The organism is Bradyrhizobium sp. 22, assembly GCF_000482425.1.
In the GTDB taxonomy this organism is placed as follows: domain Bacteria; phylum Pseudomonadota; class Alphaproteobacteria; order Rhizobiales; family Xanthobacteraceae; genus Bradyrhizobium; species Bradyrhizobium japonicum_B.
Genome location: NZ_KI519399.1, coordinates 3,106,985 through 3,123,989, shown reverse-complemented (window position 1 = coordinate 3,123,989; position 17,005 = coordinate 3,106,985). Strand labels below are relative to the sequence as shown.

Here is a 17,005-nt window from a genome sequence, read left to right as displayed (position 1 = left end):
TGATATTCCTGTGGTTGGTGTGGTGATGAGTGTCCGCGATTGGAGAGCGCTAGACAAGTGTTACCGCTTCTCCCGTGTCCCGGACGCGCTGCAACGCTCTTCGCGTTGCTGGCAGAGCCTGGACCCAGGAGGCCACGGTGCTCGCTGATGCATGGGCCCCGGCTCTGCAGCGCACCGCTGAAGGAGCGCTGCGCTGCGTCCGGGGCACGAGGCCGCTGTTGTCACGCCTTCGATTTCTCATGCGCGCGCAGCTCGTCGACGAGTACCCGCACGTTCTCCGAATAGTCGATCGGGACCACGACCAGATGCACGCCGCCCTCCTCGAATGCGGCCTCCAGAGTCGGGCCAAAGCCGTCGATGCTCTCGATCCGATGGCCCCTCGCCCCATAAGCTCTCGCGTAAAGCACGAAGTCCGGGTTGCCGAAGGTCATGCCGTAATCGGCGAAATGATCGACGGCCTGCTTCCAGCGGATCATGCCGTAGGCGTTGTCCTCCAGCACCAGCACGACGAGATTGAGCTTGAGGCGGACGGCGGTCTCCATCTCCTGGCTGTTCATCATGAAGCCGCCGTCGCCGGCGACCGCGAGCACACGGCGGTCGGGATAGAGCATCGCGGCCATCATCGCCGACGGCAGGCCGGCTCCCATTGTCGCCAGTGCATTGTCGAGCAGCAGCGTATTCGCGACACGGGTGCGGTAGTTGCGCGCGAACCAGATCTTGTACATGCCGTTGTCGAGCGCGACGATGCCGTTCTCTGGGATCACCTGGCGGATGTCGTGCACGATGCGCTGCGGCGTCGGCGGCCAGCGCGCCTCGGTGGCGCGATCGGCGATGTGGCCCAGGATCTCTTCGCGCAACGGCAGCAGCGCCGCGGCCTGCGGCAGCTTGCCTTCGAGCCGGTCGGCGAGCAGCTCCAGGCTCGGGCCGACATCGCCGACCACCTCGGCGTCCGGAAAGTAGACCTGCTCGACGCTGGCCGAGGTGTAGCTGACGTGAATGACCTTCGGCCCCGACGGGCCCATGATGAAGGGCGGCTTTTCGATCGGGTCGTGACCGATCGCGACGATCAGATCGGCGGCGTCGATGGCGTCATGCACATAGTCGCGCTCCGACAGCGCGGCGGTGCCCATGTAGAGATTGGTGCCGCCGGGCACGGTGCCCTTGCCCATCTGCGTCGTGAAGAACGGAATGCCGGTGCGCCGCACGAAGCTCGCGATGCCGTGGGTCGAGCGCGGCCGGCTGGTTGCCGCGCCCATCATCACCAGCGGGCGCTTCGCGGCCAAGATCATCCCGGCCGCACGGTCGAGCGCGGCGCGATGGGCGACCGGGATCTCGATCGGATGCACGGGAATCACGGGCACGGCAGGCACCTCGTCGCCGGCGATGTCCTCGGGCAGCTCGAGATGCACCGGTCCGGGCCGCTCCTCCATCGCGACGCGAAAGGCATCGCGCACCACGGTCGGAATGCTGGAGGCGCTGACGATCTGCCGCGACAGTTTTGTAAGCGGCTTCATGGTCGCGACCACGTCCACGATCTGAAAGCGGGCTTGGCGGCTGCTCATGATCGGCTTCTGGCCGGTAATCAGGATCATCGGCATCGCGCCGAGATGCGCATAGGCCGCACCGGTGGACAGGTTGAGCGCACCCGGGCCGAGCGTCGACAGACAGACGCCGGGCTTGCCGGTCAACCGGCCATAGGTGGCGGCCATGAAGGCGGCGGCCTGCTCGTGGCGGGTCAGGACCAACTCGATTCTGGAGGTGCGGAGCGATTCAACCAGATCGAGATTCTCTTCGCCGGGGACGCCGAAGACGCGATCGACGCCCTCATTCTCCAGCGCGGCGACAAACAGGTCCGATCCTTTCGCCTTGCGTTCCTGCCCGCTCATGCCGCCTCCCGTGCTCGCTCCCGTGTTCCACGGCAGTCGGCGCATGGTAGCGGCTCGCGGCTTCGGCACAACTCACAAAGAAAGGCGCGGCCGCATCAACCTCGTCATTGCGAACGCAAGGCGACGGTCCGGATCAGCGGCTTCCTCCATGTTCCATCGCGATCGTCGCGATTGACAGGACATGATGTCTGACTATAGTCAGACATCATGCTGGACCCGATTTCGCGCGTTCGCCGCTTCAACCGCGCCGTCACCTCGGCGGTCGGCGCGCTCGACACCTCCTTCCTCGGCCGCGGCCGCCCGCTCGGCGCGGCGCGCGTATTGAACGCGATCGGGCATGGGCGTACGGACGTGGCCGAGATCCGCGACTATCTCGGTCTCGATTCCGGATTGATGAGCCGCCTGCTGCGCAGCCTCGAGGACGAAGGGCTGGTCGAGACCGAAGCGCATCAGGACGATGCGCGGCGGCGCGTTGCGACCTTGACGCGGTCGGGCCGGCGCGAGTTCGCGGCCTATGAGGCGCTGTCGAACGCGCAAGCCGAAGGCTTCCTCGCGCAGCATTCACAGCGCGAGGCGCTGCTGGCGGCGATGGACCTGATCGCCTCGGCCTTGACGCGCGAACGCGTCGCGCTGGAAGAGATGGATCCGCGCAGCGAAGAGGCGCGCCACTGCCTCGGCGAATACTATGCCGAGCTCGGCCGCCGCTTCAAACAGGGCTTTGACGTTTCCCTTTCGAGAGATCCTGACGCCAAGGACATGCGCCGCCCCCGCGGCAGCTTCATTGTCGCGATGTCGGACACGCTGCCGATCGGCTGCGTGGGCCTGAAGGGAACCGATCACGGCTATGCCGAGATCAAGCGGCTGTGGGTCGCGCCCGCTGCGCGCGGTTTGCGGCTCGGCAAGCGGCTGATGGAGGCGGTCGAGGATGCTGCGCGCGATCTCGGCATCGCGATGCTGCGGCTCGACACCAACAGCGCGCTGCCCGAGGCCGGCCAGCTCTATCGCAGCACGGGCTGGCGCGAGATCCCCCGCTTCAACGACGATCCCTATCCGGACCTGTTCTTCGAAAAGCGGCTCTGAGCTGGACCGATCGCGATGTCTGCGCGTTAAGGTCGAAGCAGCCCGGAGCTTCGATGTGACACGAGACGACCTCGCCGAGACCTACCGCGCTTATATCGCCTGCCTGAACCGGCAGGACTGGCCCTCGCTCGGCCGGTTCGTGCATGACGATGTCGTTCACAACGGCCGGCCGCTCGGCCTGTCCGGTTATCGCGCGATGCTGGAGCGGGATTTTCGCGAGATTCCGGATTTGCGTTTTGACATCGCGCTGCTGATGTCGGACCCGCCCCGCATCGCGGCGCGACTTAAGTTCGATTGCGCGCCGGTCGGGACATTCATGGGTCTTGCCGTCAACGGCAGGCGCGTCTCTTTCTGCGAGAACGTCTTCTACGAATTCCGTAATGACAGGATCCGGGAGGTCTGGTCGGTGATCGACAAGGCCGCGATCGAGGCGCAGCTCTGACGCTGCGCCTCGATTCCGAAGCTCATGCCGCCGCCGGCGCCACCTGCCCTTGCGGCTTGGCGAACGGCCTGAACGTCATCGCCATCAGGAAGGCACCGAGGCCCATCGCCCAGGAGGCGATGTAGAGCCAGGCGTAGCTGGAGAACGCGTCATAGATCAGGCCGCCGGCGAGCGGGCCGGTCGCCATGCCGAGGCTGCCGGCCATCGCCGTGCCGCCGATCACCGTGCCCATCATCCGAAGCGGAAAGTTCTCGCGGATGAGCACGGCATAGAGCGGCATGGTGCCGGCATAGATGAAGCCGAAGATGGCGCCGACGGCATAGAACGTCGTGAGCTGGTGCGCGAACACATAGGCGAGCGCGCCGAAGGCCTGCAGCAGCAGGCCCGACACCAGCACGCGCTTGGCGCCGAACCGGTCGCCCAGCAGGCCGAAGGCGATGCGGCCGCCGAGGCCGGCAAACCCCTCGATGCTGTAGATCGTCACCGCCGCGATCAGCGGGATGCCGCAGCTCACGGCGTAGCTGACGGTGTGGATGATCGGGCCGGAATGGGTGGCGCAGCAGAAGAAATTGGTCGCGAGCAGGACCATGAATTGCGGCGAGCGTAGCGCCTCGCCCACCGACATCTCGCCCTGCACGGTCCCCTCGCCGATCGGGGCGGCCGCGGCCTGCGCGAGCGCCGGCGGACGGCGCACCAGAAACGAGACCGGGATCATGATGGCGCCGACCACCAGCGCCACGATCTGCATCGAGGTCCGCCAATCGTGGCCGGAGATGAGCCAGGCCGCGAACGGCGACATCGTCATCGGCGCCATGCCCATGCCGGCCGAGACCAGCGACACTGCGAGGCTGCGATTTGTGTCGAACCAGCCGGTGACAGCCGCCATCATCGGCGCGAAGATCGCCGCGCAGGACGCGCCGGTCAGAAGGCCGAACACGATCTGGAACACCAGAAGCGAGGTCGCCTGGCTCGCGGCGAACAGGCTGAGCGTCAGCACGGTCGATCCCGTCAGCACCACCGGCAGCGGACCGAACCGGTCCGACAGCGTGCCCCAGGCCATGCTGGTGAACGCCATCGCCAGAAAGCCGAACGTCATCGCGCTGGAGATGCCGGTCACCGACCAGCCGGTGTCCTTGGCGATCGGCTGCAGGAACACCGGCAGCGAAAACATGCCGCCGATCGCGACGCAGCCGAGCAGGCCGCCGGCGGCGACGATCACCCAGCGATAGGGGGATTGGGTCATATGGGTCTCCCGTGAGATCAGTCTGGGAGAAGACGAATGGGAACTGCGCCGGCCGACAATGGAACGACATTTTTGCCGAGGCCTTTGTCACCTGCCAATAGAAAGTTGAAAAACAACCCCATGCACAGTAGCCGGCCTCAACGGGATCAAGGACTTGCGAGCCCTGTCTTTGCGAAACCCAGGGAGCGATTGACGTGTCGGGCAAAACAGCGCGACGCGCTATTTCCAATCACCCGCGACGGAGACCAGAAAATATCCATGCCAAAGATCGACATCGCCACGGTGCCGGCCCGCAAGGGATCCGGCTACCCCGCCCCCTTCGATGCACCTTGCGCCGAACGCATCCGCAAGCGTCTCGGCGATGCCGGCGGCCTCAGGGATTTCGGGGTCAACCTGATGCGACTGCAGCCGGGGGGCTGGTCGAGCCAGCGGCACTGGCATTCGCACGAGGACGAATTCGTCTACATCCTCGAAGGCGAGGTGACGCTGATCGAGGACAGCGGTGAAACCCTGCTGCGCGCGGGCGATTGCGCGGCCTTCCCCAAGGCGAGCGGCAACGGCCATCACATGATCAACAGGTCGAATGCGACGGCCGTCTATCTCGAAATCGGCTCGCGCTCGCAGGAAGATCTCATCACCTGCTCCGACATCGACATGATGAGCCCGGCCTCCGACGGCCGCTTCCTGCACAAGGACGGCACGCCCTATCCGGACGCGTGAAGCGTCTGGAGCAAAGCCTCACGTGGCCGCGCGGCGGCGCCACGTGCCAACCGTGAGCCAGACCGCCGAGACCAGGAAGTAGAGCGCGCCGACCGCAGCATAGCCCGCGACATCAGCGATCGAGGGCACCACAGGCATCGAGGCCTGAAAGATGAAGAAGCCGCCCGCCAGCGCCGACTGGCTACCGCTGAGCACCATGGCCCATTGCGCGCCGAAACGCTTCCAGCGGCGCACGGCCGTGCCGAGCTGGAGCAATCCGGACAGGATCGCCCAGGCTCCGAAGATCCCGAGCACCCAGTTCATGCTGACCTGCAAGGCCAGGATCACCGCGATGGTGGTCGCGAGGCTCACCAGCACGTTCAGCCCCTGGGTGCGGTTCTGGCTCAACCCGCCGCTTCGGAGCGCATCGAGATAGTTGGCTGCGGCGTCCCATGCGGGATATGCGACGAGCAATGCCGCTGCGATCACCGCCGACGACGGCGCGATCGCAAACGCCGCGACGACCCAGGCGACGGAAAAGGCGCCACGCAGGAAGTAATACTGCCTCAGCCATTGCGCCTGGTCGGTCGTACCGGGGGCGATCTCATAAGGCCTCATTTCTCTTCTCCTTACCTACTAGTTGGTAGTTTACACCGCGAAGCAAATTGTCGCGCCGCCGCGATGTCAGCGCCGTATCGATCTCGTTAGTGCCTGGTGGAAAGCCGGTCCAGCAACGGCCGGGTGATGGTGCCGAACATCTTGGGATCACCATAGGCGCGCGCCGACAGCATTGCGCCGTGAACGCTCGCCATGAATCCCTCGGCTTCGACCCGGGCCGTGCCGGCGAGCTGCAACCGGCCCTGCCGCTTGCCGCGTTCCAGCACCGAGGTCAGCCAGGAGGCCAGGGAACGGAAGTGAGCCCTGACTTCGAGCGCCACCTCCTCCGGCAGGATCGGGAGCTCGCTGGCAAGCAGCGCGCAGACGCAGAACGGAGCCGTCGTATCCTTGATGCACGCCTCCCAGTAAGCGACATAGCTTTTCAGCTGCTCGCCGGGATCCGAGATGTTGCGTTCGAGCGCCGCCAGCCCGGCCTGGGCCTCCTCGCGATAGCGCGACACAAGGGTGCGGACCAGATCGACCTTGCTGGCGAAATGGTGATGGATGCTGGGCTTACGGATGCCGACGACATCAGCGATGTCGGCATAGCTGAATCCGTTGTAGCCGCCCGCGATGATCAACGTGCGCGCGCAGGCGAGGATATCGTCGGCCGTGGAAGACGCATTGTTCATGCCGTATATCTACCTTCCAGTTGGTAGATTGGCAAGTTGCGGGTGCATCAACGATGCGTGAGTGGTAGGAGCCATCATGCCCATCCGCCCCATCCTCCGCTATCCCGACCGCCGGCTCGCGAGCCCTGCCCGCCCCGTCACCGCGTTCGACGACGGCTTGCGCGCGCTCGCGCAGGATCTGCTCGACACAATGCGCGCCGCGCCCGGCATCGGCATCACCGCGCCGCATATCGGCGTGCCCCTGCGCGTGGTCGTTCTCGAGCTCGATGCCGAGAGCGGGCAGCAGACCTATGTCAATCCGGAGATCACATGGGCGTCGCCCGAGATGATCCTGCATCGCGAGGGCAGCGTTGCGATGCCGGGGGTGAACGAGGACGTGCAGCGCCATGCGCGGGTGCGGATCAGCTATCAGGATCTCGACGGCAATGTGCAGAGCGAGGAATCGGACGGCTTGCGCGCCGTCTGCCATCAGCACGAGATCGATCAACTTGACGGCATGTTCTGGATCCAGCGGCTGTCGCGGCTGAAGAGGGAACGGCTGGTGAAGAAGTACGAGAAGATGGGGCGTAGGTTGGATTAGCGAAGCGTAATCCACCGATCCCGCCACGGCAAAAGTGGTGGATTACGCCGCCCGCCGCGCTTTGCGCAGCCGGCGGCTAATCCACCCTACGCATCTCGCTGCGCCTCACGCCCTCTTCCCGCTCCTTTTGGTGATCGGCGATTTGCGGCGCTCGCGCTTGCCGCGCGCGATCTCGGTTGCCAGCGCGTCGAGCTTCGGCTCCCAGAAATTCCGGAACTGGCCCACCCACATATCCACCGCGCGGAGCCCTGCGACGTCGACCGAATAGAGTCGCCTTTGCGCCTCCGCCCGAACGGTGGCGAAGCCGCTCTCGCGCAGTACCTTGAGGTGCTGCGAGACGGCCGCTTGGGTGATGCCGAACTCGGCTCCGATCGCCTCGACCACCTCACCGGATGCCAATTCGCCTGATGCCAGCAGCTCGAGGATGCGGCGGCGCACGGGATCGGCGAGGACTTCGAAGGCGTGCATCAGCTTCCTGTGCCGGGATGAACGATATCGGGCGGCGTCTCGCCGCGGTAGAACGCGATGGTGCGGTCCGAGCGCTGCTGCGCCTCGGCCGGGTCGACCCCGCTTGCGACATGCGCCGCACGCCAGGACTCGCCGCTGGTCGTCATGAAGTCCTTGCCCTCCGGCGAGACCATCCAGGCTTCCGCGGTTTCGTGATTGACCGATGCCCCGGTCGCAAGATATCGCTCCAGTCCCGCAAGCGCGAGGTCCCAGCCGATCCCGACCGCACCCGGGCCGAACTGATTCCAATGATCCTCGATGATCGCGGTGTGCTCAAGCGTCAAACGCGCCTGGCCTCGCTCTTCCCTCAGCGTGACGTCGATCCAGCTCGTGGCGCCGCCGAATTCCCAGGTCGCGGCGAAGTGGGTCGGCGGCGTACATGACGTGATGGTGCCGCCGGCATTGCCCTTGACCTGGTAGCGTCCGCCGAGGCGAAGGTCGCCTTCCACCGGCGCGAACCAGCGCGGAATGCGGTCCCTGCTGGTGACGGCGTCCCAGAGATCGTCGACGCCAGTGTCGTAGAGCCGCGTCAGCGTCACCGCGCTCGCCGGCTTGCCGTCCTTGTCGAAGCTCCTCACCGAGCGCGTCACAAGCCCCAAGACCCTGGCGACGTCGATCTGCATTTTCGGCTCTCCCTGTTGTTCTTCCGTCGGGAGTAATATCGGTCACAACTTATATAAGTCAATTCTTATATTTTGAGCGCTCGACCGCGTCGAACCGGGAACCAACCAACGGCCACGGCGTCTATTGGTGCCCTCCCTAGCCACATCAGATGGAACGGCCTCATGAAAGTACGCAAATTCGCCCTCGCCGACGCCTCGCTCGAGCGTTCACCGGGACAGGACGGCGATATCTTCGTCGCCAACATGGTCGACCAGCGCCACGGCGGACCGATCACGATCGGCTACGGCCGCTACGCGCCGAACCAGAATCTCCAGGAGACGATGAAGGTCGACGATGTCATGATCGTCCTCGAAGGGAAGCTGTCGGTTACGAGCGACGGCAGCACCGTCACTGCCGGTCCCGGCGAGATCGTCCACATGCCGAAGGGCGAGAAGGTCACGATCCGCTCGCACGAGCAAGGCGCCCTCACCGCCTACGTCACCTATCCGCATTGGCAGGAGGCGTGACGGCGCCGCTTGACGGGTGACGGACGTGCTCGACCGAGGTTGCGGCTTTGGTTGACCTCGTAGCCCGGATGGAGCACAGCGCAATCCGGGGTTCGATCTGCGCGGGCCGTCGCGCAACTCACTTGGTCTGTCCCGGATTTCGCTTTCGCTCCATCCGGGCTACGAAGAGGCCAGCCTTGGCGCCTACCCGCCCGCCATCAGCGCTTTCGCCAGCGCCATGTAGGCCGGCAGCGTCACGGGATCGTTGGCGGCGTTGCCCGCCATGGGATGCGAGGCGTAGCGCGCGATCACCATCTCGGCCTTGGGATCGACATAGATGCCCTGGCCGTAGACGCCGCGCGCCATGTAGGCACCGTGCGCGTTGTGGCTGACCCACCATTGATTGCGGTAGGACGCGCCCGGCAGCGTGGTGTAGCCGGCCGGCTTGAACTTCTCGGGATCGCCGCCGCGCGCGATGTCCTCAACCACCTGCGACGGCACGATCTGGCCACCGTTGAAGCGGCCGTGATTGCGCATGGTCTCGCCGAAGCGGGCGAGATCGCGCAATGTCGTGGAGAGCCCGCCGCCGCCGCTCTCGGTGCCGATGCGGTCGACGTGATAATGTGCGTCTTCCTCCGCACCCATCGGCTGCCAGATCCGCTCGGACAAGAGGTCGGACAGCGACAGGCCGCTCACTCGCCGGCATATCCACGCCAGCACGTCGGTGTTGACGGTCTTGTAGGCGAAGGCCTCGCCGTGCTCGCCCTGCTTCTTCTGCGCGATCAGGAAATCGAAGATGGTGGTCGGGCCGTCATAGTCAGGCGGAATCGGCGCCATGCCGTTGGCGCGCCGAAGGCCCCACACGTCCGAATTCCTGTCGGTGTAGATTTCGGTGTAGGCGAGCCCCGTGGTCATATCCATGACCTCGTGCACGCGCGCATCGCCGAACCCGCTGGCCTTCAGCTCCGGCACATAGTCCGTCACCGGCGCCTGCGGATCGATCCTGCCCTCGGCGACCAGCATGCCGGCGAGCACGCCGGTGAACGACTTGGTCACGGACATGCCGATATGCGGCTTGTGCGGCTTCAGCGCGCCGAAATAGCGCTCATAGATCAGCCTGCCCCGATGCAGCACCGCGATGCCGTCGGTGTACGTCTCCTCCAGCATCTTTGCGAAGGTCATGGGCCGCCCGTCCATCGTGATGGAGGGCACCGCGCCGATATCGTGATCTTCGCGTGGCAACGCGGATGCAGGTCCTGCCCCGCGCCAGACATTCACGGTGGGCACCAGCTGGCGGATGTTGCTCCAGGCCCAGCGCAATTCGGGGAAGCTGCGGAATGAGCCGTCCTGGAAGGTGATGGTGCGGTCGGGAGACGGCGGGAAGCCCCGCATCCAGCCGAGGGTTTCGGGATCGGTTTCAGCGGCAGCGGGCTGCTGGCTGGCGGCAGTCGCGACGGACATGAAGCGGGCTCCTCGAAGACGATGCGGATGTCGTATCACGGGAGCACAGGTCGGGGCATCCGACGTTTATGCCGGGTAGCTACGCACAGTCGGGATGACGTGGCCAATCACTGGCCAATCACTGGCCAAGCGTGCACGCGAGGGCCTCGCGGCGCCGCGCTATGCCGAGAGAGGAGTAACAGTCCTGCCGATCCTGCGCGCTCCGGACTCTTCATCCCGTCTTAAGCAACCACCGGATCGGCAATGCGATCACGAAGAGCGTCGTGACACCTGCGGCCCACAGCGTCACGAACCATAGCAGTTGCTTCCAGGTCCGGGATGCGCGCTGCATCAGTGATAGCCCTCGCCGTGCCGGACCTTGCCGCGGAAGATCCAATAGACGTAGCCCGTGTAGACGAGGATCACCGGCACCAGCACCGCTGCCCCGACGAGCAGGAACAGCTGGCTGCTGGGATGGGTGGCTGCCTGCCAGATCGTGACGGAAGGCGGCACGATCATCGGCCACATGCTGATGCCCAGCCCGGCATAGGACAGCAGGAAGAAGCCGAGCGCGCACAGGAACGGCATCCCGTCCTCACCCTTTGCGAGCGCGCGGTGAAAGCGCCATGCCAGCAGGGCCAGGAGGACCGGCACAGGCGCTGCGTAAAGCATGTTGGGCAGCGTCAGCCATCGCTCGCGAAAGGCCGCGCTTTGGATGACCATCATCAAGGATATGACCGCGATGAAGCCGAGCGTCGCAAAGCCGAGAACGCGGGCATAGTTGCGGCAGCGTGCCTGAAGGGCGCCGTCCGTCTTCCAGATCAGCCAGCACGCGCCGAGCAGGCCGTAGCCGACAACCAGGGCGACTCCGGTCAGCACCGAGAAGGGCGTCAGCCAATCCCACCAACCGCCGGCGTAGGCACGCCCCTCGACGCGAATGCCCTGCACGATGGCGCCGAGGCAGACGCCCTGCAGGAACGCCGCGGCAAAACTGCCCCACGAAAATGCGCGGTCCCACCAGATCTCACCGGCGGATGTCCGGGCCCGAAACCGCATCTCAAAGGCGACGCCGCGAAACACCAAGGCGAGCAGCATCAGAATAAGCGGCATGTAAAGCGCGGGAAAGATCGTGGCGTAGGCCAGCGGAAACACCGCGAACAATCCGCCTCCGCCCAGCACGAGCCAGGTTTCGTTGCCGTCCCAGACCGGCGCCACGGAATTGACCATGACGTCGCGCTCGGCTCTTGCCGCCTCGGCCGGAAACAGGATGCCGACGCCAAGGTCGAAGCCGTCCATCACCACGTAGAGCAACACCGCCGTGGCGATCAGCAGCGCCCAAATCAGTGTGAGGTCGATGCTCATGGCCTGATCCCCGCCTGCCTTGGTTCTGCTCCGTGCGTCTCGCGATTGACCAGCCCTGGCGCCGGCGTGATGCCGGCCGTGCGCACCGGCTGGCCTTGCGGCGGTCCGTGCTCGCCGGCTTCAGGCGTCTGACGGAAGAGGTGAAACAGATAGGCGATCCCCGCGCCGAACACGACGAAATACACGACAATGAATGCGGCGAGCGATGCGGCCACCGCCGGCGCGGCGATAGGCGCGACGCTGTCGGCTGTCCGCAGCAATCCATAAACCGTGAAAGGCTGTCGGCCAGCCTCTGTCACGGTCCATCCGGCGGTCACCGCGACGAGCCCGGACGGTCCCATCGCCACGGCAAAGCGGTGCAACCATGGCGAGTCATAGAGATTGTCGCGCCAACGCAGGATGAGCGAGGCCACACCCAGCGCGATCATCAGCATGCCCAGACCGACCATGATGCGGAACGCCCAGAACACGAGCGGAATATTGGTCGGCCAAGTGTCCTTCGGAAACGCCTTCAGCCCCTTGACCTCTCCATCGAGACTGTGCGTGAGGTAGAGACTCGCGAAGCCGGGAATGGCAATCTGGCCGCGGGTGACGCCGGCATCGGCATCCGGCATGCCGACCAGGATGGAGGACGCACGGCGCTCGGTCTCGAAATGACCTTCCATGGCGGCGACCTTGGCGGGCTGGTGGTGATACGAATTCACGCCGTGCAGATCGCCGATCAGGAGCTGCATCGGCGCCACGATCGCGGCCATCCACATCGCCATCGAAAACATGATGCGGGCGCGCTCGTTCATCCTGTCCCGCAGGAGATGCCAGGCGCCCACCGCGCCCACGATCATCGCGGTCGTCAGGTAAGCCGCCGTCACCGTATGGGCGAAACGGTAGGGGAATGACGGGTTGAAGATGATCGCGAGCCAGCTCTCGGGAATGAACTGGCCGTCGGGCCCTGTCCCATGTCCCGTCGGCGTCTGCATCCAGGAATTCGCCGCCAGAATCCAGAAGGCCGAGAGCAAGGTGCCGCCCGCGACGAAGCAGGTCGCAACGAAATGCAGGCGTGGGCCGACGCGGCCAAGGCCAAACAGCATCACCCCAAGGAAGCCCGCCTCGAGAAAGAATGCCGTCAGCACTTCGTAGCCAAGGAGCGGTCCGAGCACCGGCGATGTCTTGTCGGCAAACACCGACCAGTTGGTGCCGAACTGGTACGACATGACGATACCCGACACGACGCCCATGGCGAAGGCGACAGCAAAGATCTTCAGCCAATAGCGATAGGTATCGAGATAGGCGCCGCGGTCCGTCCACAGCCACAGGCCTTCGAGCACGGCGAGATAGCTCGCCAATCCGATGGTGAAGGCCGGAAACAGGAAGTGCCAGACCACCGTGAAGGCGAACTGGAAGCGCGCAAGATCCAATGCGCTGGGCAGTAAGTCGGACATAGCTCCGCCCCCCGACATCAATTGCGGCCTGCAGGCAACGCTTTCAACCTGCGCGGGTTCCAGCTGCCTCGATCATCAGATGTCGAGGGTTTCACGCATTCTGCAGGCACTGTCCCTGGACGATATCGTCGGCACATTCCGGTCTCAATAGGCCTGAATGTCCTACCCTCGCACGGTCTGCAGCGGGCGAGCATGACCGTTGACGCAGCGAAACAGACGGCAAGGGACAATAGCCGGCACCCGATCGAATCCATCGCGTCAGATGCCGCGATACACAACCGAATGCTGATCCCGCCTACGCCGGCGCCGGTCCCTGCTGGCTTGGCGGCGGAGCTTCATCGTCGGCGTCTGGATCGCGCCCCCCACTCCTGTCGAGCTGTCGCATGACTGGCGTGACAGTCAGCCCGTGAAGCAGAATCGACAACAGCGCTACGAGGCCAACGATCGCCCATAGCCGCTCGCCGACCGTCAGCTCCATATGGTTGAGCCCATAGGCCAGATAGTAGAACGAGCCCACACCTCGGATTCCGAAAAAGGCCAGCGTCATCTTCTCGGAGAAGCGAGCCTCGAATCCGGCCAGCGCGATCAGCCCGCCGATCGGCCGGATGATGAGCAGGATCGCCAACGCGGCCGCCACGTCCACCAAATGAAGCGGGCGGAGCAAACCGCTGACCAGCGCTCCCCCGAACAACAGCAGCAGGACCATCATGGCCAGCCGCTCCACCTGCTCGGTGATGTCGTGCATCTGCCGGTTGAATTCGTGATCGCGGTGCGATCGCCGTAGCGTCAGCGCGGTGACGAAGACGGCGAGGAAGCCGTAGCAGTGGATCAGCTCGGTGACACCGTAAGAAACGAATGTGGCGGCGATCGCGATGAGACCGTCTCCCGTCTTCGCCAGCTTCGTGTCGGCGGGGACGTGGAACGTGAGCCAGCCGAACAGCCGGCCAATGAGCCAGCCACCGATCAGGCCGGCGGCAATCTCCCACAGTACGTTGTGGAGCAGCCACTGCCCCGCCCATGGCTCCCCCGTCGTCGCCGCCAGGCCGAGGGCGATCGCAAGGTGCACGAAGGGAAAGGCGAAGCCGTCGTTCAAGCCGGCCTCGGACGTGAGGCCGAAGCGAACCTCATCCTCTTCGCCGGTCTTCGGAGGCCCGACCTGAACGTCGGACGCCAGCACCGGATCGGTCGGCGCCAGGCTTGCCGCCAACAGCAGCGCCGCGATCCAGGGCAGGCCCAGCATCCACCCGCCCAATGCCGTGATTGCCAGGATTCCGATCGGCATCGTGATCGCCAGCAGCCGCCAGGTGACGCTCCACTTGCGCCAGCTGAATGGGCGATCGAGCTTCAGGCCGGCCCCCATCAGCGCGATGATCACGACGAACTCGGTGAAACGCTCGGTGATCTCGGGATAATCGAGCGGCAATGGCCGCAGCGTGACCGCCGGCAGCGAAAAGATCGCGGCACCGATCCCAATGCAGACGATCGGCAGAGACAGCGGCAGCCGCTTCAGGGCGAGCGGCAGCCACGTGACGAGCGCGATCAGCAGACCCGCTCCCGTCAGGATCAGGATGTATGGTTCTGGGGCAAAGGAGGCGTCCTGCACCGTGCTTCAACGCCGCAAAGCTGAGAACGGTTCACACGCGGACGACGATTCTGGGGCTGTCGACACTATTAATCCGGCACGCCGTGAATGACCACGGTCGAGCCAACTGCCCGGCGAAGCACAGTCATGTCTTCTGGATCGACACGAGGACCTCGGCTCTCATCCGGCTGGCCGGCTTTACAGGGGCCAAAACCACCATGCGGACGGCTTCAGCGTGCGGACGATGTTTGATCAACCACTCAGTTCGACCCGCCAGGCACTTCGCCACGCAGGATGGTTTTCATCGCCTTGCCCTTGGCGAGTTCATCGATCAGCTTATCGAGATAGCGGATTTCCCGCATGATCGGTTCTTCGATGTTCTCGACGCGGACGCCGCAGATCGTGCCCGTGATGAGCGAGCGCGAGGCATTCATCCGGGGGGCGTGAGCGAAGAAATTTTCAAAGGAGGTTTTTTTCGCGAGTTCCTTGTCCAGTGTCTTCTGCGTGTGTCCGGTCAGCCAGCAGATGATCTGATCGACCTCCGCCTTCGTGCGGCCCTTCTTCTCCGCCTTCGCCACGTAGAGCGGATAGACGCTCGCAAAACTCATTGTGTAGATCTTGTGCGCCATCCGTCCTCGAAGTGTTTGCCCCTATTCCCACTCGATCGTCCCAGGCGGCTTGCTCGTGACGTCATACACCACCCTATTGACGCCCTTCACCTCGTTGATGATGCGCGTCGCGGTCTCGCCCAGAAACTTCATGTCGAACTGATAGAAATCCGCGGTCATGCCATCGGTCGAGGTCACGGCGCGCAGGCCAACCACATAATCATAGGTGCGGCCGTCGCCCATGACGCCGACCGTCTTGACCGGGAGCAGCACCGCGAAGGCCTGCCAGATCTCGTCGTAGAGGCCGTGCTTGCGGATCTGGTCGATGTAGACCGCATCGGCCTTGCGCAGGATGTCGAGCTTGTCGCGGGTGATCTCGCCGGGGCAGCGGATGGCAAGGCCCGGGCCCGGGAACGGGTGGCGGCCGACGAAGATTTCGGGCAGGCCGAGCTCGCGCCCGAGCTTGCGCACCTCGTCCTTGAACAGCTCGCGCAGGGGCTCGACGAGCTTCATGTTCATGCGTTCAGGCAGACCGCCGACATTGTGGTGCGACTTGATGGTGACGGAGGGGCCGCCGGTGAAGGAGACGCTCTCGATCACGTCGGGGTACAGCGTGCCTTGCGCCAGGAAGTCGGCGCCGCCGATCTTCTTGGCCTCTTGCTCGAACACCTCGATGAAGAGGCGGCCGATGGTCTTGCGCTTGGCTTCGGGATCGGTGACGCCTTCGAGCTCGCCCAGGAACTGCTTGGAGGCATCCACGTGCACGAGCGGGATGTTGTAGTGGTGGCGGAACAGGTCGACCACCGTCTTGGCTTCGTCGAGACGCAGCAGGCCGTGATCGACGAAGACGCAGGTGAGCTGGTCGCCGATGGCTTCGTGGATCAGGACGGCAGCGACGGCGGAATCGACGCCGCCGGAGAGGCCGCAGATCACCTTGCCCTTGCCGACCTGCTGGCGGATCTTTGCGATCTCCTCCTCGCGGAAGGCGCGCATGGTCCAGTCGCCGGTGAGGCCGGCGATCTTGCGGACGAAGTTGCGGATCAGCTTGGCGCCGTCCGGCGTGTGCACCACTTCGGGGTGGAACATCAGGCCGTAATATTTGCGCGTCTCGTCCTGGATGATCGCGAACGGCGCGTTCGGCGAGGTGCCGGCGACGGAGAAGCCCGGCGGCATTTTTGTGATACGGTCGCCGTGGCTCATCCAGACCTGGTTCTTGCCGCCCGGCGACCAGACGTCCTCGAACAGCTTGCTCGGCGCTTTCACCTCGACATCGGCGCGGCCGAATTCGCGGTGATGGCCGCCCTCGACCTCGCCCCCTAACTGCGCCGCCATGGTCATCTGGCCGTAGCAGATGCCCATCACGGGCACGCCGGACTCGAAGATCCGTTGCGGCGCGCGGGGCGAGCCGGCCTCGTGCACCGATTCAGGGCCGCCGGAGAGGATCACTGCTTTCGGCTTCATCTCGTCGAAGGCGGCTTCCGCCTTGTTGAACGGGACGATCTCGCAATAGACGCCGTCCTCGCGCACGCGGCGTGCGATCAGCTGCGTCACCTGGCTGCCGAAGTCGACGATGAGAATCTTGTCATGCGCCGAAGCCACCGAGGGCGTCGACGCGGAGCGGTCGTTCTGTGCTGCTGTCATGGCCAGCAAATACGCTGGCGCCGCGCGCGCCGCAACCGCAGCGGCGGGACGCCCACATGCTTCTTTGGGCATGGACAAACCGATATAGGTAAGTATTA

The 17,005-nt window shown here is 64.8% G+C and carries 17 protein-coding genes; 5 read left to right on the top strand and 12 right to left on the bottom strand.

From position 1 onward, the window contains the following. Positions 1 to 221: 221 nt before the first annotated feature. The gene (locus K410_RS0116045; protein WP_028135843.1) at positions 222 to 1,886 is read right to left on the bottom strand and encodes an acetolactate synthase large subunit; all 1,665 of its coding nucleotides are present in this window, start codon (positions 1,884 to 1,886) and stop codon (positions 222 to 224) included. A 207-nt stretch (positions 1,887 to 2,093) separates the two neighbouring features. Here K410_RS0116045 and K410_RS0116040 point away from each other — a divergent pair, with 207 nt between their 5' ends. Both K410_RS0116040 and K410_RS0116035 read left to right on the top strand, forming a co-directional pair. Next, the gene (locus K410_RS0116040) at positions 2,094 to 2,966 is read left to right on the top strand and encodes a bifunctional helix-turn-helix transcriptional regulator/GNAT family N-acetyltransferase (protein WP_028135842.1); all 873 of its coding nucleotides are present in this window, start codon (positions 2,094 to 2,096) and stop codon (positions 2,964 to 2,966) included. Positions 2,967 to 3,021: 55 nt separating this feature from the next. Continuing rightward, entirely contained in the window at positions 3,022 to 3,408 is a 387-nt protein-coding gene (locus K410_RS0116035; RefSeq protein ID WP_028135841.1) for an ester cyclase, read from the top strand. A 22-nt stretch (positions 3,409 to 3,430) separates the two neighbouring features. Here the strand turns inward: K410_RS0116035 and K410_RS0116030 are convergent, their stop codons facing one another. Beyond that, the gene (locus K410_RS0116030; RefSeq protein WP_028135840.1) at positions 3,431 to 4,651 is read right to left on the bottom strand and encodes an MFS transporter; all 1,221 of its coding nucleotides are present in this window, start codon (positions 4,649 to 4,651) and stop codon (positions 3,431 to 3,433) included. Between the two features lie 258 nt (positions 4,652 to 4,909). Here K410_RS0116030 and K410_RS0116025 point away from each other — a divergent pair, with 258 nt between their 5' ends. Next, positions 4,910 to 5,371 carry a cupin domain-containing protein gene (locus tag K410_RS0116025; protein WP_028135839.1) on the top strand — a complete coding sequence of 154 codons (462 nt, stop codon included), beginning with the start codon at positions 4,910 to 4,912 and terminating at the stop codon, positions 5,369 to 5,371. Between the two features lie 18 nt (positions 5,372 to 5,389). On the opposite strand, the gene K410_RS0116020 is transcribed toward K410_RS0116025, so the two are convergent. Next, positions 5,390 to 5,968, bottom strand: a complete 579-nt coding sequence (locus K410_RS0116020) for a DUF308 domain-containing protein (RefSeq protein WP_028135838.1) — start codon at positions 5,966 to 5,968, stop codon at positions 5,390 to 5,392. Positions 5,969 to 6,054: 86 nt separating this feature from the next. Then, entirely contained in the window at positions 6,055 to 6,639 is a 585-nt protein-coding gene (locus K410_RS0116015; RefSeq protein WP_028135837.1) for a TetR/AcrR family transcriptional regulator, read from the bottom strand. 76 nt (positions 6,640 to 6,715) lie between these two features. On the opposite strand from K410_RS0116015, the gene K410_RS0116010 reads away from it, so the two are divergent. Continuing rightward, positions 6,716 to 7,219: a peptide deformylase gene (locus K410_RS0116010; RefSeq protein WP_028135836.1), complete on the top strand. Its 504-nt coding sequence runs from the start codon at positions 6,716 to 6,718 to the stop codon at positions 7,217 to 7,219. A gap of 105 nt (positions 7,220 to 7,324) precedes the next feature. On the opposite strand, the gene K410_RS0116005 is transcribed toward K410_RS0116010, so the two are convergent. Continuing rightward, the gene (locus tag K410_RS0116005; RefSeq protein WP_028135835.1) at positions 7,325 to 7,687 is read right to left on the bottom strand and encodes an ArsR/SmtB family transcription factor; all 363 of its coding nucleotides are present in this window, start codon (positions 7,685 to 7,687) and stop codon (positions 7,325 to 7,327) included. Next, positions 7,687 to 8,349 (bottom strand): SRPBCC family protein, encoded by a 663-nt coding sequence (locus K410_RS0116000; protein WP_028135834.1) that lies wholly within the window; start codon positions 8,347 to 8,349, stop codon positions 7,687 to 7,689. Before K410_RS0116000 ends, K410_RS0116005 begins: the two co-directional genes overlap by 1 nt. 162 nt (positions 8,350 to 8,511) lie before the next feature. On the opposite strand from K410_RS0116000, the gene K410_RS0115995 reads away from it, so the two are divergent. Next, positions 8,512 to 8,856 (top strand): cupin domain-containing protein, encoded by a 345-nt coding sequence (locus tag K410_RS0115995; RefSeq protein ID WP_028135833.1) that lies wholly within the window; start codon positions 8,512 to 8,514, stop codon positions 8,854 to 8,856. Positions 8,857 to 9,039: 183 nt separating this feature from the next. Here the strand turns inward: K410_RS0115995 and K410_RS0115990 are convergent, their stop codons facing one another. The 6 genes from K410_RS0115990 to guaA all read right to left on the bottom strand — a co-directional run bounded on the left by K410_RS0115990 (position 9,040) and on the right by guaA (position 16,907). Beyond that, the gene (locus K410_RS0115990) at positions 9,040 to 10,296 is read right to left on the bottom strand and encodes a serine hydrolase domain-containing protein (RefSeq protein WP_028135832.1); all 1,257 of its coding nucleotides are present in this window, start codon (positions 10,294 to 10,296) and stop codon (positions 9,040 to 9,042) included. A 330-nt stretch (positions 10,297 to 10,626) separates the two neighbouring features. Further along, positions 10,627 to 11,637 (bottom strand): cytochrome d ubiquinol oxidase subunit II, encoded by a 1,011-nt coding sequence (gene cydB / locus K410_RS0115985; RefSeq protein ID WP_028135831.1) that lies wholly within the window; start codon positions 11,635 to 11,637, stop codon positions 10,627 to 10,629. Then, entirely contained in the window at positions 11,634 to 13,076 is a 1,443-nt protein-coding gene (locus tag K410_RS0115980; RefSeq protein WP_028135830.1) for a cytochrome ubiquinol oxidase subunit I, read from the bottom strand. Before K410_RS0115980 ends, cydB begins: the two co-directional genes overlap by 4 nt. Before the next feature lie 295 nt (positions 13,077 to 13,371). Continuing rightward, positions 13,372 to 14,679, bottom strand: a complete 1,308-nt coding sequence (locus K410_RS0115975; RefSeq protein WP_028135829.1) for a cation:proton antiporter — start codon at positions 14,677 to 14,679, stop codon at positions 13,372 to 13,374. 239 nt (positions 14,680 to 14,918) lie between these two features. Next, positions 14,919 to 15,287 carry a DUF2200 domain-containing protein gene (locus K410_RS0115970; RefSeq protein WP_028135828.1) on the bottom strand — a complete coding sequence of 123 codons (369 nt, stop codon included), beginning with the start codon at positions 15,285 to 15,287 and terminating at the stop codon, positions 14,919 to 14,921. A gap of 21 nt (positions 15,288 to 15,308) precedes the next feature. After that, a complete protein-coding gene (gene guaA, locus K410_RS0115965) occupies positions 15,309 to 16,907 on the bottom strand; it encodes a glutamine-hydrolyzing GMP synthase (protein ID WP_028135827.1) in 1,599 nt (532 codons plus the stop codon). Between the last annotated feature and the right edge of the window lie 98 nt (positions 16,908 to 17,005).